Source organism: Haloarcula limicola, from assembly GCF_010119205.1.
GTDB lineage: Archaea > Halobacteriota > Halobacteria > Halobacteriales > Haloarculaceae > Haloarcula > Haloarcula limicola.
The window spans coordinates 1,504,289-1,526,736 of sequence record NZ_WRXM01000001.1 but is presented as its reverse complement, the minus strand read 5'-3'; the positions used below and the strand labels follow the sequence as shown (position 1 = coordinate 1,526,736).

Annotated in this window: 21 protein-coding genes; 10 read left to right on the top strand and 11 right to left on the bottom strand. The window is 66.8% G+C overall.

Going from position 1 to position 22,448, the window contains the following annotated elements; all coding sequences use genetic code 11:
- Positions 1-39 precede the first annotated feature (39 nt).
- Positions 40-783 (top strand): DUF429 domain-containing protein, encoded by a 744-nt coding sequence (locus tag GO488_RS07815; protein WP_162317207.1) that lies wholly within the window; start codon positions 40-42, stop codon positions 781-783.
- Positions 784-868: 85 nt separating this feature from the next.
- Here GO488_RS07815 and GO488_RS07810 read toward each other — a convergent pair whose 3' ends face one another.
- Both GO488_RS07810 and GO488_RS07805 read right to left on the bottom strand, forming a co-directional pair.
- Positions 869-1,063, bottom strand: coding sequence for a cold-shock protein (locus tag GO488_RS07810; protein WP_162317206.1), 195 nt, complete (start codon positions 1,061-1,063; stop codon positions 869-871).
- Positions 1,064-1,065: 2 nt separating this feature from the next.
- Entirely contained in the window at positions 1,066-1,260 is a 195-nt protein-coding gene (locus GO488_RS07805) for a cold-shock protein (protein WP_135305301.1), read from the bottom strand.
- A gap of 135 nt (positions 1,261-1,395) precedes the next feature.
- Between GO488_RS07805 and GO488_RS07800 the strand changes: the two genes are divergently transcribed.
- Positions 1,396-1,899 carry a hypothetical protein gene (locus GO488_RS07800; protein WP_162317205.1) on the top strand — a complete coding sequence of 168 codons (504 nt, stop codon included), beginning with the start codon at positions 1,396-1,398 and terminating at the stop codon, positions 1,897-1,899.
- Here the strand turns inward: GO488_RS07800 and GO488_RS07795 are convergent.
- Entirely contained in the window at positions 1,893-2,915 is a 1,023-nt protein-coding gene (locus tag GO488_RS07795) for an NADP-dependent oxidoreductase (RefSeq protein ID WP_162317204.1), read from the bottom strand. The two genes, GO488_RS07800 and GO488_RS07795, sit on opposite strands and share 7 nt — an antisense overlap.
- A 126-nt stretch (positions 2,916-3,041) precedes the next feature.
- Here GO488_RS07795 and GO488_RS07790 point away from each other — a divergent pair, with 126 nt between their 5' ends.
- Entirely contained in the window at positions 3,042-3,392 is a 351-nt protein-coding gene (locus GO488_RS07790) for a hypothetical protein (RefSeq protein ID WP_162317203.1), read from the top strand.
- 257 nt (positions 3,393-3,649) lie between these two features.
- Positions 3,650-4,312, top strand: a complete 663-nt coding sequence (locus GO488_RS07785; protein WP_162317202.1) for a class I SAM-dependent methyltransferase — start codon at positions 3,650-3,652, stop codon at positions 4,310-4,312.
- Positions 4,313-4,352: 40 nt separating this feature from the next.
- On the opposite strand, the gene GO488_RS07780 is transcribed toward GO488_RS07785, so the two are convergent.
- Positions 4,353-4,916, bottom strand: a complete 564-nt coding sequence (locus GO488_RS07780; RefSeq protein ID WP_162317201.1) for a type 1 glutamine amidotransferase domain-containing protein — start codon at positions 4,914-4,916, stop codon at positions 4,353-4,355.
- Between the two features lie 172 nt (positions 4,917-5,088).
- Between GO488_RS07780 and GO488_RS07775 the strand changes: the two genes are divergently transcribed.
- Genes GO488_RS07775 through GO488_RS07760 form a run of 4 tightly spaced genes read left to right on the top strand, consistent with a single transcriptional unit; the run spans position 5,089 to position 7,694 of the window.
- The gene (locus GO488_RS07775; protein WP_194242920.1) at positions 5,089-5,703 is read left to right on the top strand and encodes a hypothetical protein; all 615 of its coding nucleotides are present in this window, start codon (positions 5,089-5,091) and stop codon (positions 5,701-5,703) included.
- The gene (locus tag GO488_RS07770; protein ID WP_162317200.1) at positions 5,700-6,035 is read left to right on the top strand and encodes a hypothetical protein; all 336 of its coding nucleotides are present in this window, start codon (positions 5,700-5,702) and stop codon (positions 6,033-6,035) included. The genes GO488_RS07775 and GO488_RS07770 overlap by 4 nt, the downstream gene beginning before the upstream one ends.
- Before the next feature lie 21 nt (positions 6,036-6,056).
- On the top strand, positions 6,057-6,779 hold the full coding sequence (locus tag GO488_RS07765; RefSeq protein ID WP_162317199.1) for a hypothetical protein: 723 nt from the start codon (positions 6,057-6,059) through the stop codon (positions 6,777-6,779).
- Positions 6,780-6,815: 36 nt separating this feature from the next.
- Positions 6,816-7,694, top strand: a complete 879-nt coding sequence (locus GO488_RS07760; protein WP_162317198.1) for a hypothetical protein — start codon at positions 6,816-6,818, stop codon at positions 7,692-7,694.
- Between the two features lie 244 nt (positions 7,695-7,938).
- Here the strand turns inward: GO488_RS07760 and gvpH are convergent, their stop codons facing one another.
- Positions 7,939-8,424, bottom strand: a complete 486-nt coding sequence (gvpH, locus tag GO488_RS07755) for a gas vesicle protein GvpH (protein WP_162317197.1) — start codon at positions 8,422-8,424, stop codon at positions 7,939-7,941.
- Positions 8,425-8,532: 108 nt separating this feature from the next.
- Positions 8,533-8,811, bottom strand: coding sequence for a hypothetical protein (locus GO488_RS07750; RefSeq protein ID WP_174242487.1), 279 nt, complete (start codon positions 8,809-8,811; stop codon positions 8,533-8,535).
- A gap of 488 nt (positions 8,812-9,299) precedes the next feature.
- Here GO488_RS07750 and GO488_RS07745 point away from each other — a divergent pair, with 488 nt between their 5' ends.
- A complete protein-coding gene (locus GO488_RS07745) occupies positions 9,300-9,548 on the top strand; it encodes a hypothetical protein (RefSeq protein ID WP_162317196.1) in 249 nt (82 codons plus the stop codon).
- A 123-nt stretch (positions 9,549-9,671) separates the two neighbouring features.
- Here GO488_RS07745 and GO488_RS07740 read toward each other — a convergent pair whose 3' ends face one another.
- Positions 9,672-10,016, bottom strand: coding sequence for a hypothetical protein (locus tag GO488_RS07740; RefSeq protein WP_162317195.1), 345 nt, complete (start codon positions 10,014-10,016; stop codon positions 9,672-9,674).
- On the bottom strand, positions 10,013-10,360 hold the full coding sequence (locus GO488_RS07735) for an ArsR/SmtB family transcription factor (protein ID WP_162317194.1): 348 nt from the start codon (positions 10,358-10,360) through the stop codon (positions 10,013-10,015). Before GO488_RS07735 ends, GO488_RS07740 begins: the two co-directional genes overlap by 4 nt.
- 155 nt (positions 10,361-10,515) lie before the next feature.
- On the opposite strand from GO488_RS07735, the gene GO488_RS07730 reads away from it, so the two are divergent.
- Complete coding sequence (locus tag GO488_RS07730; RefSeq protein WP_162317193.1) at positions 10,516-11,025, top strand: hypothetical protein; 510 nt, start codon at positions 10,516-10,518, stop codon at positions 11,023-11,025.
- Between the two features lie 97 nt (positions 11,026-11,122).
- On the opposite strand, the gene GO488_RS07725 is transcribed toward GO488_RS07730, so the two are convergent.
- The 3 genes from GO488_RS07725 to GO488_RS07715 form a co-directional block, all read right to left on the bottom strand.
- On the bottom strand, positions 11,123-12,019 hold the full coding sequence (locus tag GO488_RS07725) for a hypothetical protein (RefSeq protein WP_162317192.1): 897 nt from the start codon (positions 12,017-12,019) through the stop codon (positions 11,123-11,125).
- Between the two features lie 232 nt (positions 12,020-12,251).
- Positions 12,252-14,201, bottom strand: coding sequence for a PKD domain-containing protein (locus GO488_RS07720; protein WP_162317191.1), 1,950 nt, complete (start codon positions 14,199-14,201; stop codon positions 12,252-12,254).
- Between the two features lie 225 nt (positions 14,202-14,426).
- Positions 14,427-21,875: a malectin domain-containing carbohydrate-binding protein gene (locus GO488_RS07715; RefSeq protein WP_162317190.1), complete on the bottom strand. Its 7,449-nt coding sequence runs from the start codon at positions 21,873-21,875 to the stop codon at positions 14,427-14,429.
- Between the last annotated feature and the right edge of the window lie 573 nt (positions 21,876-22,448).

The window sequence follows — 22,448 nt, the reverse complement described above, 5'->3', positions numbered from 1 at the left end:
CGGGTCAGACTTTTGCACCCCGGTCCCCGAAGTCGAATGATGGTCGGGGACCTGTACGTGGGCGTCGTCTGTGGCGACGGGTCGTGCCTCGCGGTCGCGTTCGGACCGGACGGCTACGACCACACCGAAACCTTCGAGAGTATCGGCGAGTGCTGGTCGAGGTACGAGGAGACCGCCGCGCGGATACTGGTAGACGTCCCCATCGGCCTCGTCGAGTCGGGCGATCCGGTCCGGCGCTGTGACGAACTCGCGCGCGCGGTGCTCGGGCCTCGGAGCGTCGTGATCTTCGATCCGCCGGTTCGAGAGGCCACGCGAAAGCACCGGTACTCCACGGCGAACCGCGTTCACGAGCGAAAGAGCGGCGCGGAGCTCTCGGAGGCGGCGTTCGCTCGCCGCGAGGGGATCGCCATGTGTGACGAACTCCTCCGGGAGGTCTCCGAGGCCGCCGCCGTCGTCCGCGAGTCTCACCCGGAGCTCTGCTTTCGCGCCTTCGCCGGGGAACCGCTCGCGTACTCCCGCGAGACGGCCGGTGGCTACGCGGAGCGGATGCGCACGCTCGTCAACTACGACCGCGACGCGGCACCGCTGGTCCAGCGAGTGGCCGAGGCGACCGCCGGCCGCGACGTGACCGTCGCCGACGTCTTAGACGCCGTTGCGCTCGCCTACACCGCGCGGCCCGGCGACGGTGACCTGCGGACGCTCCCGTCCGAGCCGCCGGCGGACGCCGCAGGGCTCCCGATGGAACTCGTCTACCGGGCAGCGACGCCGCTGTCGGTCGAGTGAGCGCGGCCAACGGCGGTCGCACGCTGGGCGATAGCAGCCGCTCGCCGGTGTGAATAATTGCGAGACTGTAGACAAAAAGCCCGTCTTACAGCCGTTCGAGGTTCGTCGCGCGCGGACCCTTGTCCGCCTGCTCGATGTCGAACTCGACTTCCTGCCCCTCTTCGAGGTCAGGGCCGCCGACGTCTTCCATGTGGAAGAAAACGTCCTCGTCTGCGTCCTCAGTGTCGATGAAACCGTACCCGCCTGTGTCGTTGAAGAAGTCGACTTTGCCTTTCGCCATTGTTAGAGCCGTGTAACGTTGGTTGCGCGCGGACCCTTGTCCGCCTGCTCGATGTCGAACTCGACTTCCTGCCCCTCTTCGAGGTCAGGGCCGCCGACGTCTTCCATGTGGAAGAAAACGTCCTCGTCCGCGTCCTCAGTGTCGATGAAACCGTAACCGCCAGTGTCGTTGAAGAAATCAACCGTTCCTTTCGCCATTGCATCTCCAGAGACGCCGGGACCACGGATAACAGTTCCGATACGGTCAGAGGCCATGAAAACGGCGAGAGAGCGACGGCAGCGACCGATTACCGGTTCCGAGCCGTTCTTGTCGGTCGCTGCCGACTACGGAACGTGCTCCGCGGACTCAGAGAGAACGGCCCGGTCGTCCTCGTCCCGCTGGCGTGGACGTTTGCGACGGCCGCCCACCTCGGTCTGCTGGCCGCCCGGACGGTACTCATCGCACACGTCGTCATGGCGACGATACTCGCCGCGTTCGCCGCCCTCTCGTGGCGGGAGATGACCGACGGAGTGCTGCTGGTGTGGCGACGCGTGCTGGTCGTCGGCATCCCGATCACGCTGGCGGGTATCGCCGGACTGCTCGGCGACGTCGAACCGCTGCTGACTGCCACCGTGGTCGGTTGGATGGTCGTCCCCGCGGTCGGTCTCGCCTACACCGGCCGACGCGTCGACCGCACTCCGTGGGCGTACACCGGCGGGGCCGCGGCGAGCGCAGCGGGCGTGGTCGTCTACCTCGCGGGCGTCTCTCTCCCCGCCTCGGCGTTGGTGCTCGCCGGACTGACGCTGACGAACGTCGGCCAGACCGCCGGCATCGTCGCCGCCGTTCGGGACTACTGATCTCCGCGCTCGCCGACCTGTACGAGCTGCTTGCCGATGTTCTCTCCCTCGAACAGGCCGAGGAAGGCGTCCGGGGCGTTCTCCAGTCCCTCCGTGACCGTCTCGCGGTACTCGACGTCGCCGGCGGCGACCCACTCACCCAACCGCTGGGTGGCCTGCTCGAAGCGCGGCTCGAAGTCGCCGACGAGGAATCCGCGGACGGTGGCCCGCGACTGGATGAGTTGGCCGAGCTTTCGCGGCCCGACCGGCGTCTCCTCGTCGTTGTACTGCGAGATCTGACCGCAGACGGCCACGCGCGCGTCGACGTTCAACTGCGTGAAGACGGCGTCCGTGATCTCGCCCCCGACGTTGTCGAAGTACGCGTCGACGCCGTCGGGCGCGGCCTCCCGGAGGGCCGCGCGGTAGTCGTCCGTCTGCTTATAGTTGATCGCGGTGTCGAACCCGAGGTCGTCTTCGAGGAACTCGACCTTTTCGTCGGAACCGGTGAAACCGACCACGCGAGCGCCCTGTAGCTTTGCCAGTTGCCCGGCAACGGAGCCGACGGCACCGGCCGCGCCGGTGACGACGAACGTGTCACCGGCCGACGGCTGGGCGACCTCTCGGGTGCCGAAGTACGCGGTCAGTCCCGGCATCCCGAGGACGCCGAGCGCCGTCGAGACGGGCGCGACGTCGGGGTCGACCGGCGTCAGTTCCGGACCGGGCGCGGTGGCATAGTCGGCCCACTGGAGGTTCCCGGTGACGACGTCGCCGGCCTCGAAGCCCGCGCCGTTCGCTTCGACGACTTCGCCGACGACGCCGCCCCGCAGCGGGTCGCCGACGCCCCACGGCTCGGCGTAGGACTCGCCCTCGCGCATCCGGTCGCGCATGTAGGGGTCCACGGAGAGATACAGCGTGCGCACGAGCGCCTCGCCCGGGCCGGGGTCGGGCACCGATTCCTCGGACAGTTCGAAGGTGTCGCGGTCCGGTGTCCCCTCGGGGCGCTTCGCCAGCCGATAGACGCGGTTAGTCTCTGGCATCACGAGCCGTACACCGGAGACCCGAAAGGGGGCATCGAAAGAAGAAACATACACCGGTTGAAAGTTTATTCCAGTGTCGCGTGAGCAGGCACAGTACCTAACACGCACCCGCTCGTCGTGGCCGCCATGGCAGAGGAAGACCTCGGCGAGGCGACGATCGTCTACGAGACACCGGAGGACGGCACCGTCGAGCGGACGGTCCAGAACGAGCACCTCGCGTACTTCCAGGATCACTGGATAGTCAAGATGGGCGACGACGAGGACGGGGACTGGGACATCGTCCGCCGAATCCCCACTCGTCACGTCCACTACGTCGAGCGAGAGGTCGACGAGTTCGAGGAGGAGGTCAAGACGCTGCGCAACCAGGTGCAGTCCTTCGCCGACGACGTGCGCTCTAAGTTCCTGGGCGAGAGCGAGGACGACGACCAGGGACCCCTCCGCATCGACGTCGAGAGCGACGACGACTCCGGCAAGTAACGCGCCGAATCGCTGTCGAACCGGCCTTTCTGTCGATCGGTCGTACCGACCGACGGGAGAGCGGGGAGCTCGCGGAGCGTACCGTCCGAAAGCCGCCGCGTCACGGCGATAGTTTCGCCGCCCGACGGCGTCCCTATCTGCCGACTACGCGGTGAGTACCGGACGAGAAACATGTCCTCGAAAGACACAATTTCGGCCGCTTAGACCCTCTATAAACAAATATGGCACCCGGGTAGCGGGGACACCGAGGATCGACTATGTCAGAGGCCACCTGGGACGTCCAAGACGGTGCCATCGTAGAGCAACCCCGGGAGATCCGCCGTCATCCGCTGCTGGCGCGGATTTACCGGCACCACGACGCGCTCATCTCGGAGAATCTCTCGGGGCGAACGCTCGAGATCGCGTTCGGACAGCACATGCACCCGGCGGCGGACGTCGGCCTGGAGGGGTGGCCGTCGAACGCTCAGTGCGTTTCCAACCCGGCGGTCGCCGGCGACGCGCGCTCGTTGCCGTTCGAAGACGCGGCGTTCGGGACCGTCGTCGGCCGGCGGTTTCTCCATCACGTCCCGCCCGAGGATCGCCCACGGATTCTCAGCGAGGCCGCGCGCGTCCTGGAACCCGGCGGCAGAATCGTCCTTCTGGAGGGGACTCCGGGGCTGTATCGGCGACTGACGAAGGGAGTCGCCTTCCGACTCGGCCTCCTCGAGGAGGACACCGACATCTACGGGCACCTCTCGGAGGCCGACGTCTACGAACTCGTGGCCCGGGAGTTCGACGTGGTGGCGAAGCGGACGCTCGGCTCGCCGCTCATGGTCGCGAGCATCGCCGAATCCGACCTCTCGAAACACCTCCACGAGGCCTATCGGCGCACGCAGTTCGTCAAGTGGTGGACCTTCGTCGTCGGCGAGAAACCGGCGTAGCGAGACCGATACGACCGATAGCGAGGAGACCGCTGCGCGATTACGCGGCGGTCGACTCGACCGCGTCGACGACGGCCTCGCAGAACGCGTCGAGGTCGTCGGGCTTCCGACTCGTGATCAGGTTCTCGTCGGTGACGACCTCTTCGTCGACCCACTCTCCACCGGCGTTGCGGACGTCGGTCTGGAGGCTCGGATAGGACGTCAGCGTCCGACCATCCACGGCGTCGGCCTCGACCAGTACCCACGGACCGTGACAGATCGACGCGACGGGCGTCCCCGACTCCACTTGCGCCGCGACGAACGAGACGACGTCGTCGTCGGATCGGAGCGTGTCCGCGCCGACGGTGCCACCGGGAATGACCACGCCGTCGTACTCGTCGGCCGACACCTCGTCGATCGCTCGCTCGACTTCGACGGTCTCCGCCTCGTTCAGGTCGTTCTCGACGGTCTGCACCTCGCCCGTCTCGGACCCGATCACGTCGACGTCTGCCCCCGCGTCCGTGAGGGCCTCCTTCGGCTGGTCGAATTCGACCGATTCGGTACCTTCCGCGACGAGAACGGCGACCTGTACCCCATCGAGCTGCTGGCTCTCGGATTCGCTCATCGGGAGAGAGATGGGGCGGCGAACGGGTAAGGGGCTGGCCGGCCCTCGCAAGTCCAGCCGGGGGACGAACGGTTCTTTTCGGCGGTCTGAACGCCGCCTGCACCCGATTAGTGACGGAAGCTCGCGTTTGCAAGCAGTCGTCACTTGCCCGCTACGGCTGTCTTTCGAGTACATGGCAGACTCTACCGAGGACGTGTCCACGGACCCCGAGACGACGCGACGGCTGATTACGGACGGCGGCGAGGACGAAGAGAGCGACGACTCGGACGCCGACGAAGCGGAGGCGGAGGCCGACGACACCGAGGAGAGCGAGAACGAGGGAACCGAAAATCAGGAGACCGAAAACCAGGAGAGCGAGCAAGGCGCGGAAGAGGGCGACGGCGACACGGGCGTCCTCTATCTCGACCTTGAGGGGCTCTTCGTCGATCTCCTCGGACTCGAGGTCGACCTGGACGAGGTCGAACTCGACGTGACCGCGAGCAAGGGCGACGGGAACCTGCTCGGAAACCTGCTCTCGGCGGTTTCGGGCCTGCTCGACGGACCGGGTCTCGGGAGCCTGCTGAGCGGTCTCGGCGGCGGACTGCTCGGCGGCGGCGACGGGGACGACGACTCCGACTCCGGCGGTCTGGGCGAGTACGTCAAGGGGTCGGCCCAGTCCGTGGTGGACGACATCCCCATCGAGAAGTTCGTCAGCCAGTTCATCAGCGAGCTGGTCACGCAGTTGACCCAGTCGTCCAGTTCGGACTCGTCGAGCGGTGACGAGACGGAGGAGAGCGACGACTCATGAGCGACGACGCACTCGCGTCCGCCGTCGACACGAGCGAGATACTGTCGAACCTCGACTACGAGGAGCTGTTCGAGGGGACGAAACTGGAGGGGATCGAGCAGGAGGACGGCGACATAACGGAAGCCGTCGGCCGCAGGCTGGGCGAGCTGGCCGGTCGCAAGCTCGGGGAACTCCTCGGTGGCTACCTCGGCGCGATGCTGATCGGGCAGCTACTCGAGGGGTCGGACGACGAGACGGACGAAAACGAGGAGTCGGAGGGAGACGAAGCGACGGATGGGGAGAGCGCCGAAGAGAGCGACGACGGGACCGATTCGGACGATGACGAGGAATGAACGACCGAACCGACGGGAACCATGAGTGATACGTCCAGAGTGGCCGACGCCGTCACGGAATCGGTAGCCGTGCTAACCGACTCCCTCGATTGGGTGCCGGACGAGTTAGCCGGGGACGGAGACGAGGAAGCGTCGCCGGGACACGCGGTCGGGGCTCGCATCGGCGGCGAGATCGGGGCGGTCCTCGGTCGCTCGGTCGGCGAACTCGTCGCCAACGGACTACAAGAGGGGAACTCGTCGGACGACGTCCTCGGAGAGGTCCGCGAGTTCCTCGTCGCGGTGTTCTCAGAGTTGCTCACGGACGCCGACGCCGACTCGGCGCTGGCGGAGATCCGAGAGACCGCGCGCTCGCTTCCCGAGGAAACGGCAGACGAGGAAGGGACAGACGAAGAATCGGCCGACGAGGCGGGCGAAGACGAGTCGAGCGCAGACGACGAATCGGTCGAGGCAGCCGGGTCGGAAGCGGCCGACGAGGCCGAGGAAGCCGAAGCAGAGGCGGACGGCGAAGACGGGGCGGGCGTCACCTCTCCCGAGGAGCTCGACAACCTCCGCGAAGAGACGCTCCGGGAGATCCTCGACCTGATGTCCTACGACGAGCTGCAGTCCATCGCGAAGAAGGTCGGCGTGAAGGCGAACCTCGACACGGAGACGATGCGAGAGCGCATCGTCGAGGAGTTCACGGCCGAGGAGGGCTCGGACGACGGCGAAGACTCGACCGACGAATCGGGCGAATCGGACGAGTGAGGACGCGACCGCGGCGAGAAACCGAACGGACGAACAATGACAGAGGACACGGACGAGAGACCGATGGAAGACCGGGTCGAGCAACTGCTTCGAGCGGTTCGCGAGGAACTCGGCGACGGGGAATCGGACGAGGAGCCGTCGTCGTCACTCCGGGACGTGGCCGCCGAGGCCGACGACCTGATCGAGAGCGCCGACACCGAAGCGCTGCTGGAAGCGACGGGCACGGACCTGCCGGAGGGGAGCGGCCCGGAGACGATACCGAAGGCGCTCTCGGAGAGCGACCCCGAGTCGGTCGCCGAGTTGCGGACGCTCTTCTTGCTCTCGGAGCTGTCCGAGACGGGGGACGACGCGGCGGCGGAGCCGCTCGAAGAGCTGCGAGAACTCACCGCTCCGGAGGACGCGACGGCCGCGGTCGAAGACGAGGGCCAAGGAGAGTCGGAGACAGAGGGCGAAGCGGACGAGCGCGCCGACGAAGCGGCAGACGAGGACCGATCCGGGACGGCCGGAGAGTCCGAAGCGGAGAGCGAACCGGAGGCGGAGGGTTCGGGCGCGCCGGACGCCAGTTCGGACGCGGACGGCGACGAGTCGACGGACCCGATGTCGCAGTTCGGCGAGGAACTCGACGTGGAGCTGACTTCCTCGCTCGAGGACTTCCGCGAGGAGATAGAAGCGGCTCAGTCGTCGCTTCGCGACCAGTTGACGGAATCCGACGAGTCCGACGAGACGTCGACGGCCGAGAGCGATGACACGGACGAAACGCCGACGGCCGAGAACGACGACACGGACACCGCTGCCGACCCCGGTCACCGGCGAAGCACGTTCTCCTCGGTCCCCTCGGCGAACCGGTCGGATATGCGCCAACCGCGACGGCTCTCGACGTTGCAGCCCTCGTCCGCCGACGACGACGAGGAGTGAGTGAGCGCTTCGTGGTCGTCACCCGCGGCGTCGGATTTTCCGACACTGCCGGCATATGCGTGCCGAAACGCTATGTCGGTGACGAACGATAACGTTGCACATGCTCAGTAGCGTTCGCGCGATACTCCAGCGGATCATCAACTTACTCATCGCTATCATCACGTTCCCGTTGCGCCTGCTGCGGTCCCTGCTGTAGCGAGCGATATCGGTCTCAGCGTTCGAGGTGATGCGATCGGCTCGTCCGCTACGAAGCGGCGTCGCCGACTGCCTGAACGCGGATCTCCAGCACGCCGTTGTTGAACGTCGCGGCGTCCACTTCGAAGACCTCCCACGGGAGCGACACCCGGTCGACGACGGCCTCGTCGACGAGGATCACGAGGTCGTTCGTGCGCTCGCCGACCGCGGCCGAGACGTCGTCGAAGTCGGTGTCCGGCAGGTCGGCGACGACCGTCACCCGGTCGCCCTCGCGGTACGTTCGGACGTGGCTATCGATCGCCGACTCGTCGTGCTTCCGCCCGTCGACCTCGTCCGAACCCGACGAGGGCCGCTCGGTTCCGGCCCGCTCGGGGCGACGTCCGAGGCTCCCCCGGTCGTCGCTCGCGCGGTCGCCGTCGAGAAGGCCGTCGACGAGGTCGCTCAAGGAGAGGCCGAACTCGATGTGGATACCGCCGTCCCTGTCGGCACTATCGCCGCCCCCGTCGTCTGAATCAGTATTGTCATCAGAAGTCATGGTCAGTGCTGACTATGACCACGTAACGCGAGGAGCGGCAAAAGGTATCGCCCGGAATGCACTACCCGCTCGGGATCGAGCTCCGATCCGTCACCGCGACTCGTCGCCTCAGAACGAGGCGACGCCGCGCTTGATCGCCTGGATGACGTCCTTCTGCTGGAGATAGCTGGCCGCCGCGAGCAGCGTCGGTGCCCACAGGCCGACGAAGATGCCGCCTTCCTTGTTCCCTTCGCCGTAGAACTTGTACCACGAGTAGAGGACCGACCCCGCCGCGAGCGTGGCCACCGGATCGCCCATCGACAGCGGCGTCGACTCGGCGACGTCGTCGACCGTACTCGTCGCGTCCGCTTCCGTCGTCTCGGACTCGCTCTCTGATTGAATTCCCATTGCGACTGAAACGACGGGCGGACGCCGAATCCGTCCGCTGCCTGTACCTGCAGACGACCCCGCCACGTCGAGAATCCGCCGACGACGGCCGATCGCTACGCTCGTATTGCGGCTCACGGCCGCTGAGGAATGTCGTCTCTGCCGGTTCGGGACGACCGGTCATCGCCGCCGTCGGTCGCCACGCAAGCCCACTACCCGTCGCTCGTAGCCGTCTGCTCCGTCGGCGACAGCCGCACTTGCTCCCAACGGGGTGAAGAGGGACGGAGCGTCTTTAGTCCACGGCACGCACCCGAAAGCGTCTCGACATCTCGTCGTCACCATCGAAAGCAGAGCCGATTCCTCGGACGGAGACCGTCCGTTCTGAACCGGGCGAGGCGTTCCGAGAACGCGTTTCAGCCCGATCGCGCTGCGGTTTTTCTCTTCGGGTATAACTACCACGCAGAAACAAGCAGTAACGGTCCTGCCGCGCCCCGCGTAGCCCAAATGCGATGGCACGAAACTTCACCGACGACGACCGCGACAAAGACGTCGTCACCGCAGACGGCAACCGCATCGGCTCCATCCGCAACGTCGACGACGACCGAGCGACGGTCGACCGCGACGACGACGGCGGCGGCCTCACGGACAGGATCAAGGACATGCTCGGCTGGGGCGACGACGACGACTCGAACGAGGTCCGCAACGAGCACGTCGACAGCATCAACGACGACGAAGTCCGACTGCGAAGTTCGAAATAAGCGGCCCCCGTTCGACCAGTTATTTTTCGGCGGGCGATACTCGCGGAGTAGCCGCTGTCCGGTGCCGGTCAGCGACGGCCCGGCGGCGCGACGCGGTCACAGCCGAGGCAAACTCGAGGCAAGCTACGCCCGCTGCAGCGAGAGGAGGAGCAACAGCACACCGAGCGCCAGGAACACCGCCTCGCCGGTCCTGAGGAGGTAGAGTTCGCGGCCGATGGTCTGATAGCCGCCGTTCAGTCCGAACTCGTACGTCGCTTCGGTGACCGAGCCGGCCGCGAGGCTGACGAACCCGAGCGACGCGATGAGGAACGGGACGAGACGTTCCCGCTGGTAGGCCTTGTACGAGATCGCCGCCAGCGCCAGCAGCAACAGGAACACGACGAAACTCGAGACGCCGAACAGCAACTGCTCCGGCGTCCCCTGAGCCTGCAAGAGCGTCGTTCGGACTGGACTAGCTACCCCGATCATCGTCCCTCCCCCAGCGAGCGCCACACGCGGCTGAACCGGTCGACGATGTCGTCCCTGACCTGGACGTCGACGCGAAACTCGTCTCGCTCGACGGTGAAGGTGACCGCGCTCACCTTCGTCCGGAACGTGCTGTACTGGTCCCCGTCGTCGGTGATCTCCGTCTCCTCTTTCAGGTAGTTCGCCTCGACGAGGTCGTCGGTGTGACGGTAGATCGTGGCCGCGGAGACGTCGATCTCCTCCTGGAGATTCCGGACCGACATCGGTTCGCGGCTGGCGAGCTGGAGGATCTCTCGGGCCTCCTCGGTCGCGACCGCGTCGATGAGGGCCTGTGTTCGCAGATCCATCCTGTTTTCGGTCTCTAGGCGGTGCCAATCGTTTCAGACTTCCGCTCGCGTCGGATTTGCACGCTCTGCAAACGCGGTTCGCGTTCAAGAGTGGGGAGCCCGTACCCCCGTGTAGCCTACTCGAAGCAGCGATTCTCGAGGGGGCCAGTCAACCTATGAGTAGTGAGCTACACTCTCTCGCTCGCGACGCCGAGGCATCGGAGACCACCGAACAGATCGACGTCACGCTCGAGTTCGCAATCGAGGAGCTGGGTATCGGTGAGTTAGTCGACAACGACGATCTTCCCCCTGTCGAGCGGGTCACCCTCAACCCCGAATCGGGGACCGGCGACGAAGTGGGCGTCGTCGTCGAGTGCCGGCTCGCCGGCATCGACGCCGGCTCGGTGTTCCAGCTCGTGGCCGAGAGCCAGCACGCAGAGCGACTCGTCTTCGACGACCGATCGGGGGCCGAAGGCACCGAAGTCTCGCTCGAAGGGCGCTCGGACGGCGACGCGCCGCTGTTCGATTCGTGCCTGGGTGAGGGCGCCGCGTTCGACCGCCTCGCCTTCGACTTCCAGAGCGAGGACGACGCCGTCCTCGTCACGCTTCGCGGGCTGATCGACGGCGAACGGAGCGCGCTGACGGACTTCGGGGACGACCTCCAGCAAATCGTCTTCGAGCCGTAACGGACTCCGCATCGTCGAACTCGTCGATACCGGGCTCTCTTGCCGTCGGCGTTGCTATCTCCGGTGGATGGGCTCGCGAACCGAGCAGCGACGGCCTTCAGAGCCGCCGAGCGAGGGCAGCCACGGCGAGCAGCGCGACGAGTCCGCCCCCTGCGGCGATTCCCGTGATCGGCAAGCCGCTGTCCACGTCGGCCGGCGTCGCCGTGTCGACGGGTGTCTCCGTCGTCGGCTCGGATTCCGGCGTCTCGGTGTCGGTCGTCGGCGCAGCGGTCGATTCAGTCGGTGCGCTCGTGGTCGGCTCCTCGTCGGTGGGCGACTGGGGCGTCTCGGTCGCCGTCGGCTCGGGCGTCGGCTCAGCGGTCGGTTCCGGGGTCTCGCTGTCGACGGAATCGCCGTCGTTCGAGCCGCCGGACGACACCGAATCGCCATCGCCTCCGCCACCCCCACCGCCACCGCCGCCCCCGCCTCCACCGCCGCCGCTCCGGGCTTCGGTCACGGTCAGCGTCCCGTTTCGAATCTCCGAGATGTCGTACCCGTCGCCGCGCTCGTCGAAGGCGAGGACGGCGTCGTTGTCGGTCTGCGGGAGGACCGAGAGGGTAGTCGAGCCGGCGGCGCGGCCCTCGACGGTGACGGTCAGGATCGACACGTCGCCGCTGTCGGCCGTGTTCGCCGTGGCGTACTCGACGCTGGCCCACGAACGGTCGTCGGCGTAGGTTACGTTGGTCAGGCTCGGTTCGCCGCCGATCGTGACGTTCGCTATCGACGCCACGCTCGGGTCCACAACCGCCACTCGTAGTTCGGCAGCGCCCACCCCGCGGTCGGCGTTCCCGACGACGACGTCGACGGTCGTCGTCTCGTCCTCTGCGATCTCCGATTCGGTCGGTGTCACGAACACGTCCGTCGTTCCGGCGGCGCTCACCGGCGCGGCGACGCTGACGAGCAGCGTCACCAGGAGCGCGGCCGCGACGACGGCGTGCTGTCGATTTCCGGTCATCCTTGCTTCCCACCCCTGACCGGGAGAGGATCGCTTAAAGATATAGACAGGCTGAACGGTTCGGGCGGTTTCGGGTGCCTACCGGGCCGCTTCCGTAGGGGTCGTTTAACCGGCAGCGACCGCGTTCCGAACGCCCGGCGGCGTCGGTAGACGGGCGATACCGCTCGCAGTATCTCGCTGCGTCTCGCGCCGAACGGTCGAAAAAAGTGATGTCGTGAGGTCTCGCGGTCGGTTACTGCGACGAGGTGACCGCGTAGAAGGCGGTCTGCACGTCACCGACGTTGACCTGACCGTCACCGTTGAAGTCGAAGAGCGCGACGTTGTTCTCGACGGTCGGGCTGTCCAGGTTGTAGAACAGCGCCTGCACGTCAACGATGTTGAACTCGCCGTTGCCGTTGATGTCTTCGAAGACGCCGTCGCCGTCGATGTCGGCGGGCGGCGTGTCGCCGACAACCGGTGCGAGGCTCACGGACAGGGTCGCATCGCCGGTGCTGTCGACGGTGTAGCCGGTACCCTGCTCATTGAAGACGCTGGTGTCCGACAGCGAGATGTCGGTCTCGCCCGTGCTCTCGGCTGAGAGGGTGATCGTCGCGACCGTCACGGGATCGTCCGTGTTCGACGGCAGGTTGTACACCTGAACGTCTGCGGTCTGGTCGCTGACGTCGACGACCTCGTTGTCGGCCGCCGCGGGCGTCGAGACGTCGGTGATCACCGCACTCGACGTGTCCGAGAGCGAAACCGTCCCCTCGAACGCGCCGACGTCGTCGGTGCCGCTGACGACCACGTCGTAGGTGACTTCGTCACCGGTCGTGGCGGTCTGGTCAGCGGGCACGAGGCTCACGTCGACCGAGCCGGGCGAGGGCTCGGAGGCCGCTTCGACGGTTATCTGGGCGGTCTCGCTGTCGTCCTCGGTGGACACGCCGTGCGTGTACGTGCCGGCGTCGACGCCGGTCGTGTCGAGCGTGAACTGGACGTCTTCGCTCGCGCCGCTCGCGAGCGTCAGATCCTGGCTATCGACGACCGAGCCGTCGAACGTGAACTCGACGGATTTGGTCGCTTCCTCGTCGCCGGTGTTCTCGACCGTCGCCTCGACGGTGACGGTGTCGCCCTGCGTCGCGGACGCGGGCGCGTCCAAGTTCGTAATCTGGAAGCTCGCCGGCGCGGGCGCGGCGCTGACCGAGACCGACTGGGTGGCCGTGGCGGTCGCGCCCTCGTCGTCGGTGACGGTCAGCTCGACCGTGTAGTCGCCTTCCGAATCGAACGAGTGGGTGACGGACTGACCGGTCGCGGTCTCACCGTCGCCGAAGTCCCACTCGTAGGAGGCGATGGAACCGTCGTCCGACGCGGTGGCGTCGAAGGTCAGCGATTCGCCGACTTGAGCGCTCGCCGGCCCGCTGATGGACGCGGTCGGATCTTCGTTGACGGGTTCGACCGTGACGCTCACGGTGTCGGTGTCGGTGCCGCCGTTACCGTCGGCGACTTCGACCTCGAAGGTGAGCGTGGTCGCGCTGTCGACGCTCGGGGCGGTGAACGTCGGTGTCGCCGTGTCGGCGTCAGCGAGGCTCACGCCGGTCCCGGCGGCGTCGGTCACCGTCCAGTCGTAGCTCAGCGCGTCGCCGTCCGGGTCGCTGCTGCCGGAGGCGTCGAGGCTCACGTCGTCACCTTCGTCGACCGTCTGGTCTGCCCCCGCGTCGGCCGTCGGCGCGGCGTTGGTCTGCTCTTCCTCGACCGTGATGACGGTCGAGTCGGTGTCGGCGAAGCGGGTCGAATCGGTTTCGGGAGTCAGCGCCGACCCCTCCGCGCCGATAGTGTACTCGCCGGGACTGGCGTCTTCGGGCACCTGTACCGTATACGTGACCGTGTAGGTGACGTTACCGCCTATGAGCCACTGCCACGTTCCCTCGCCATTGTAGGCCGCGCCGTCGGGGTCCTGGCTCGTTATCGCCCATCCGTCAGGCGTTGTGGCACTCAACTGCGGCGCGTTGAGCTCTTCGACTGTGAGATCGGTGGTGAACGTCACGGTACCGCCGGGGTTGACTGTCGTGCTATCCGCCGATTGGGTGACAGAGACGCTCGGCGCGGCCGCGGCCATCCCCACCGGTCCGAGGACCGAGAGGACGACCGCGAGCGCGAGGAACGCCGCTGTCGCCCGCTTGAATCGAGTCTGTATCGTCGTTCTCATGAGTTGCTGTGTTGTCGCTGGTGTCGTCGTTCGTTGCTCCGCGATTCGTCGTGCTCGGGACCCTCATGCGTCGGTTGCATGTGGTATCGCTGTCGCCGATCGCCCGCCGCCGTTCGATGTTTCTGGCAGTTACCCCCGAACGGCGAGGGGCGGGGGCGGACGCGTGCGCGCCGGACAGCCGGCGCGGAGAGGGGAGTCCCGAGCATCGCCTTCAGGCGCGTCTCGTTACGCGCTCCCCCCTTCGACGATCTCGATGGCGTTGACCTGCGGATTCTCGGAGGCTCCTTTGTCGAAGGTGACCGTAATCGCGCCGTCGCCGTCCTCGGTGACGGTGAAGTTCTTCATCGTCCCGGTCTGGTGGCCGACGTCGGCCACGGGGTCGTAGTTCGTCAGGACCTGCTGACCCTCGACGGAGACGTTGAAATCTCGGTCACCGGGTTCGCTCGTGCCGGAGAACTGGTTGCCGACGTACAGTCGCACCTCGACCTGCTGACCGGAGTCCACCGAGAACTCCCAGGTGGAGTTGCCGTAGCGCTCGCAGTCGTACACTGCGTCGGGGGTGCTCGACGGAACGGCAGCGGTCGTCGCGGTGATGCTCCCGCTGCAGTAGGTTCCGGCGCTGGAGTTCGCCACCGAGGCGAGGTACGGTGAACTGGTGTCCGCGACACCGATCCAGTCGGGACCGTCGTCGGTCGCGCTGAGGGTCGTCCCCTCACCGGCGTTGACGCGGTGGAGCACCTGCGTGCCCGACGAGTCGCTCCCCTCGGAGTACTTCATGACGACGACGTTCGACGTCGCGCCGGTGTCGCCGCTGCCGTCCTCGACGGCGGCGACGAAGTAGTTGAAGCCGCCCTCGACGCCGCTACCGGACGTGTTGGTGAGCGTGACGTCGACGGTCGCCTGACCGTTACTGTCCAGTTGGACGGTCTGGTAGCCGACGTTCTCGGCGGTGTTAGCCTCGTAGGCTTCGAGGTCGTAGCCGTCGGCCTGGTTGGCGAGTTCGAGCTGGCCCTCGACGTGGAGCAGCTGGACGGTCGCACCGGCCGGCCCGGAGACCGTCACGGTCTGGTCGGCCGAGGAGACCGTCGCAGCGCTGTGCTGGCTGTCGAGCGCGCTCGAATCGAGCGTGACGCCTTCCGCACCGGTCGTCGGCGCGGCCGGGACGTCCGCCTTCGCGGCGGCCTGCGAGCCGCCCGAACTACCGTCGCCGAACAGGTTCGTCGTCTGCGTGGTACCGTCGGCGTACTCGACGGTCACCGTCGCGCCCGAGAGCTCGAGCCCGGAGACGGAACCGGCCGCGCCCGTCCCCGAGGCGTCCTTGATGCTCGTCGGGTCGATGTCCGTCGAGAAGGCGAAGGACTCGTCGCCCTCGAAGTCGCCGAAGTCGACGGTCAGTTCGTCGTAGCCGTCGTCACCGTTCTGTCCGTTGTGCGGTGCCGCGAACGACCCGGACGGCGAGACGGCGCTCGCACCGCTGTCGGGCGTGAAGCCCTTCGCACCCGAGTCGCCGGCGGTCCCCTGCGGGTCGAAGACCACGTCGGGGAACGCCGCCGAACTCAGGTCGTAAGTGACCGACGAGATCTGCTGGTCGCCGGTGTTCGCGATCTCGAAGGAACCGCTACCGTAGGTGCTGGCGTCGACGCCGCCGTTCGCGTTGACGGCGAAGTCGGCCGAAGCGGTCCCGCTGGACCCGCCCGAGCCGTCCTCGGCTGCCGCGACCTTGATAGCGCTGACCTTGGCGTTGTCGGATTCGGTGACGAACTCCAGGTTCAGTTCGCCGTCGGTCACCTCGACGGTGACCGTCTCGTTGGTCGCGTTGAGCGCCCCGGCGTTCGCGTAGATGTCGTAGTCGTTCAGGACCTGCTGTCCCTCGGCGTTCACGTCGAACAGGCGGTCGCCGACGTTCGTGCCGTCGCCGTTGACATCGTTGTTGTCCTGTGAGGTCCCGTGGTAGATTTCGGCGAACTCCAGGGTGACCTCGTAGGTGCCATTCGGGGCCGACGCGTTGTACCAGAAGTCGCCGTACCGCTCGGTCTGGTACAGCGGGTCGTTCTGGGTGTCGCCGATGGCCTGCGTCGTGTCGTAGGCCGAGCCGCCGTCGAAGTTCGTGTCGGCCTGATAGACCGTTCCGTCGGTCGCGGTGTACTCGCTCCCGCCAGCGTTCACGGCGAAGGCGACGTCACCGGAACCGCCGGTGTCGCCGTCGTCGGTGCCCTCCTCGTACTTCAGGACCACGACGTTCGATGCGAGGCCCATGTCGCCGCTGGCCTCGCCGTGTGCGGCCACGAAGTAGTTGTAGCCGGCGTTGCCGGCGTCCGAGTCGCCGGTCGTGTTGGTCAGCGTGACCGGGACCGCGGCCTCGCCGTCGCCGTCGAGCGTGACCGAGTAGTACTCGACCGCTTCGGCGTCGTTGGCCTCGTAGGCCTCGATCTCGTAGCCCGGTTCGCCGTCACCGTCGGCGTCCGGGACGTTCGTCAGCGTCAGTTCGCCCTCGACGCGCACGAGCGTGACCGTCTCGCCCGGCTCGCCGGTGACCGTCACCGTCTGGTCGGCCGAGGAGACCGTCGCTGCGCTATGGTAGTCGTCGAGCGCGGTGTCATCGAGCGAGACGTCCTGTGCGCCGATGGTCGGCGCGGGGGCCTCGCTGTCGGTGACGACGGCGGTCGACCCGCCGGCGCTGCCGTCGCCCATCAGCTGGGTGGTCTGGGTCGTCCCGTCCTCGTAGGTGACCGTCACCGTCGAACGAGCGAGTTCCAGTCCGGAGACCGGGCCGGCCTCCTGGGAGCCGACCGTCGCGCCCTTGATGCTGGTCGGGTCGTTGTCGGCCCAGAAGGTGGCCGTCTCGCCGCTCTCGAAGTCGGCGAACTCGACGGTCATCACGTCGTAGCCGTCGTCGGCGTTCTGCCCGTTGTGGGGCTCCGAGAACGCCTCGCCGCTGCCGGGCTCTGTCGTGATGTTGGTACCGCCGTCGTCGGCGATGTTGAGCCCCTCACCGGTCGGGTCGCCCGCGGTTCCCTGCGGGTCGAACACCATGTCCGGGAGCGTCGCCGTATCGAGGTCGAACGACACCGACGAGATGTTCTTCTCGCCGGTGTTCGTCACCTGATAGGAGCCGCTGCCGTAGGTGCTGGTCTCTAGTCCGGTGTCGGGCGTCACTTCGACCAGGGCCGACCCGGTAGCGGTGTCGCCGTCGTCACCGGAGCCGTCGCCGACGGTAGCGCCGGTCGCCCACATGTTGACGAGCTGCTGTATCTGCGAATTACTGATGGTCTCGCCACCGGTGTTCGGCACCTCGCTGCCGGTGGTCCACCAGTTGACGGCCGCCTGAATCTCCTCGTTCTCTATCTGGGTGTCGTCGCCGTCGTCGTCGTAGCTGGCGACCGCCTCCGCGACGGTCATGTCGCCGCTGCCGCTACTGTCGCTGACTTTGACGACCTCGATGGCGGATATCTTCGGGTTCTCCTGCTCGTGCAGGAACGCGACGTCGATGGTGCCGTCCGAGGGCGTCACCTCGAAGGACTCCATCGCGCCGACGTCGTGACCGTACTGCTGGTAGATGTTGTAGTCGTCCAGTTCCGTCTGGCCCTCGACGACGACGTCGAAGGTCCGCGGACCCTGGGTGCCGACGTTCGAGGAGTCGAGGAAGATCTCGGCGAAGTAGAGGCGGACCTCGTAGGTCGCACCCTGCTCCGCGTCGAACGACCACTGCATCTCCGTGTCGTCGGCGGCCGATCCGCTGGTGTTCTCGTCGTAGCGTTCCGTCTGGAACACCGACGCGGGCGTGCTCGACGGCACCGAGCCGTCGAGCGTGATCGTGTCGCCTGTGCTGTATGTGTTGAGGCCGTTGTCGCCGTCGGCGTTGACGTACTGGGACGGACTCACGTCCGTGTCCGCGCTCCATGCCGGGCCGCCGTCAGTCGCCGCGACCTCCTGACCGCCGGCGTTGACGCGGTAGACGACCTCGCCCTCGGCGGGCGCGGTGTCGGTGTCCTGGACGGTGACGTTCACCGTGTCGGCGTCCGTGTCTTCGCCGTCGGAGACGTTGACCTCGAAGGTCAGCGTCGTCTCAGCGTCGACCTCGGGCGCGGTGAACGTCGTCTGCTCGCCGTCGTTGACGCTCAGGCTGACGTCGGGACCGGCCGTCTGGGTCCACGTGTACCCGAGCTGGTCGCCGTCCGGGTCGTCGCTACCGGAGGCGTCGAGAGTCACGTCCGCGCCCTCGTCGACGGTCTGGTCCGCGCCCGCGTCGGCCGTCGGCGGCTGGTTCTCGGGCGGCGTGACGTACTCGACGGAGATGTCGGTCCACGTCGCCGAGAACGTGCTGCTCGCGCCGTTGGACGTCGAGATGACGCCGAACGCCGGCGCGACGCCGTCAGAGGTGTCGAACCAACTGGCCGGGACCGCGGCGGTTCCGACTTCGGTCGTGTTACCCGCGACTTCGTACTCGGCGGTCACCGCGACCTCCTCGACGCCGTTGTCCGGCGCGGGATCGGTCGTCGGGTCCACCGTCATGCGGAGCGTCGTCTGCGACGTCGTGACCGCGCTGTCGCTGACGACGTTCGGCGAACTCGGATGGGTGAATGAGTCGTCGACCTCCTTGGCGAACTCGACGCCGCCGTTGCCGCCGTCGGCCGCGACGACCAGTTTCGTGTAGTTCGACTGGTCGCCGGTGCCGAGGAACAGCCCGGCCGACTGGTAGTTCTCCGGGCTGTCCGGGAAGCTACTCACCGTCGTCTCGACGGTGAACGGCTCGTCGGGCGTGTCTGCGCCGAACTGGAAGCCGTACTGCTGGGTGTTCGTGTTCGAGTAGGCGTCTCCCGGTGGCACCTGCTCGACGGTCAGGACCTCGGCCGCGCCGCCGACCGTCATCTGCGTCGGGTCGTAGAGGTCCTGGTAGTTCGAGCCGTTCATCATCAGTCCGGTCCAGCCCTGTCCGTTCTCGCCGAAGAGGCTGAGTTCGGACAGGTCGTGCTCGACCGGCAGCGTCGTGTCCATACCGTTGCTGGCGTCGACCGCGAACGGGTCCTCGGTGTCGTCGAGGCCGTCGTTGTCGTCGTCCGGGTCGTTCAGGTTCGACGTTCCGTCGTCGTCGAAGTCGGCGGGCGTCGAGGCCGACGAACACGGGTCGGTGCCCGCGTCGATCTCGTCGGCGTTGTCGTAGCCGTCGCCGTCCTCGTCGAGCGAGGCGTCGTCCGCGCCGGTACACTGCGTGCCGCCGTCGCTATCGTTGTCGCCGTAGTCGACGGGTTCGAGAACGGTGAGGCCGCCGCTGCCGTGGTTGGCGGTCCAGACCGTCCCGGCGAACACCTCGTCGTCGCCCTGTGCGGTGGCTCCGAGAGGGCCGTTGGTGTTGGCGATGGTCTCGACGTTCGTGACCGTCGTGCCGTCGTCACTCAGCTCGACGCGTTCGATGTCGCCGCCGAGTTCGACCTGCACGAGGTCGCCCTGCATGGCCCCGCCGAAGTTCGAGGCGGTGTACTCGGTGGTCGCGCCGGTCGGCCCGAACAGGACTGGGTCGCCGTCCTCGAACTCCATCGTGTTCGCGCTGCCGGCGGGTGCGCCCGGGTCGGGCGAGTCGCTAGTCGGCGGGATGTAGTCCGCCTCCACCGGGTTCACCATACTGGACGGGACGGGCGAGTTCGACGCGTTGATGTCGAATATCACGTTCCCGTTCGCGTCGTAGATGTCCGCGCCGGTCGGGTTCGCGCGGATGGGCGCGGCGTGGCCGCCGTAGTCGCCCTCGTCGACTTTGACGAGCTGGTCGTTCGTGCTGAAGCTCCCGTCCTCGTTCGGGTGGTTCGTGACGCTCGCCGCGTCCGCGACGATGCTTCCGGTCGCGTCGGCGGGCTGGCCGCCCCAGCCGCCGTTCGGGCCGTGGTCGGCCGCGTAGACCTGCCCGCTCTCCGTGACGACGAGGTCGTAGGGGTTCCGGTAGCCGGGCGAGTAGATCTGCACCGGTCCGCCCTCGACGAGCTTCGCTTGGTTGATGCCGTCGTTGCCGCCGAACGGCAGGTCGTCGCCGTCCGTCGCGTCGTCGTTCTGGATGGTCGGAATCCCGTAGTAGAACGACAGGTCCGGGTAGTCGCTATCGTAGTTCTGGAGGTTCTTCGCCTGGTAGTTGCTCTCTATCTGGGCGAGGTCGATCTCCAAGATGGCCGCCGAGAGCGCGTACTCGGGCGTGTGCCCGAAGTTGTCGCCCGGCGCGCCCTTGTTCGTGTGACCCCCCTGTGCGACGTACATCGTGTCGCCGTCGGCCGAGAGGTCGATGCCGTTGGTCGCGTGGTTCTCCTCCGAGCGCGGGAGGCCGAGGACCATCACGTCGTGGCTGACCTCGCTCGCCTGCAGCGTGTCGTCGCTACCGGGCGAAATCGTCAGCCGCGAGATGGCACCGGAGTTGGTGTCCGTGTCGTCGTCGTCCTGCCCGACGTCGATCTCGGGGTCAGACGAGGAGACGTAGACGACCGGATTCTCGGCGGTCCCGCCGGCGGTGATACCGGTTATCTGCCGGTTGGTCTCACCGGATTCGAGGTTTCCGAGGTCGTCGTGGTTCGGAATGTCTTTGATCGCGTCGATCTGGACCTCGTTGACGACCTGGTAGCTGTTCTCGCCCGTGCGCTCGACCGCGAGCGCGTAGACGGTCCCGCCCTGCGTCGAGACGTAGGCGCGGCCGTCGGGGCCGAAGTCGATGGCCGTCGGGTTACTGGCGCTGAAACCCTGCAGCTGGCTCTTCGAGAAGCCGGGGTCGACCGCGCTCGCACCCTCGCCGGTCAGGTCGACCGTCAGCGGGCTGTTGCTCCCCGTGTGGCTGATTTCGAGCGTTGCGCTCTTCGTAGCCACCTCCGAGGGCGAGAACGTCACCGGGATGTCGGCGGACTCGCCGGGTGCGAGCGTCGTCTGTGACGCCGACCCCGCCGAGAAGGCGGCGTCGCCGCTGACGGAGACACCCGAGATGTCGATGCTCGAGTCGCCGTCGCCGCCGAGGTTCGTCACGGTGACCGTCTCGGACTCGGTCTGGCCGGTGACGACCGAGCCGAAGTCGACATCGGACGGGCCGCCGAGCGTGTCGGGTTCCGGCTCGGCCGCGACGATCTCGATGGCGTTGACCTGCGGATTCTCCGTCACGTGCGCGAAGTCGACGTCGATCGTCCCGTCGCTCGTGACAGTGAACGACTTCATGCCGCCGGTGTCGTCGCCGTACGCCTCGATGACGTCGAACTCCTCGACCGTCTGGTCCTCGACGCTCACGTCGAAGACGCGGTCACCGACGCTGCTAGTTCCCGAGTACCCGTCGTAGAAGTAGAGTCGGACCTCCACTTGCTGACCGTCCGGGACGCTGAACTCGTACTGCATCTCTTCGCCGCCATCGGGGTCCCACCGTTCCGTTTCCCAGATCTGCGTGGGCGTGTCGGACGGGACCGAGTCGTCGATCGCGCTCGGCTGGCCGTGACTCGACGTTTCGTCCTCGCCGGCGACCTGATAGTCTATCAGCGGGTCCCAGGTGTCCCCGTCCGCGGTGAACGATCCACCCGCGTTCGCCTGATACAGTGTCTCTCCCGCTGTCTGACCCTGCGCTACCCCGACGCTGAACATCGCACCGATTCCCATCGCCGACGTGATCATCAGGACCGAAAACACGACCGCGAGAAGTCGCGTCGCTTCGTTCGCTCCCCTCATCCTCTCCCTAACTGGTTCGCTGTGACTGTTTGCATGATTCTCAACTGGCACCGACAGCCCAATGCCGAACCCCCCTCCCGGGCGGCGAGCGAGTCCGAGCGGCGTGACCTCCGCTCCGCTCACGCTGGGAGACAGCAGTCGGTCGACCTGTCGGGGCCATCGCTCATCTTTGCTCCAGTTGACACCTTTGTTATGGCTTGTATGACCGAGATTTGACACCGATAGCTATCGTTCAAAAGCCGGTTTACGACGGTTAGAGCGAGCTAGTACGCAGGTGCTTACCAAGTGGGGGTAGCGAACTCAGAGACGCGGTTTCCGAGGGGTTAGTCGGCCGTTTCCACCCGCGAAACGCCTCGATTCCCGCGGCTACGGAACCCGCGACGGCGCTGTCGGTACTGGCGTACGGGACCGAAAGCGACGCTGTCCCGATCGTCTCGAAGAAGCGCTATCAGCGACTCCGGCTGGTCGCTATCGCGTGGCGAGCGACGCGTCTACGCGAAAACGCGTCGGTCGAGCAGTCAGCGACTCGCCAGACAGACGGCGCTATCGCTCGGGGGTGAGTCAACAAAGAAC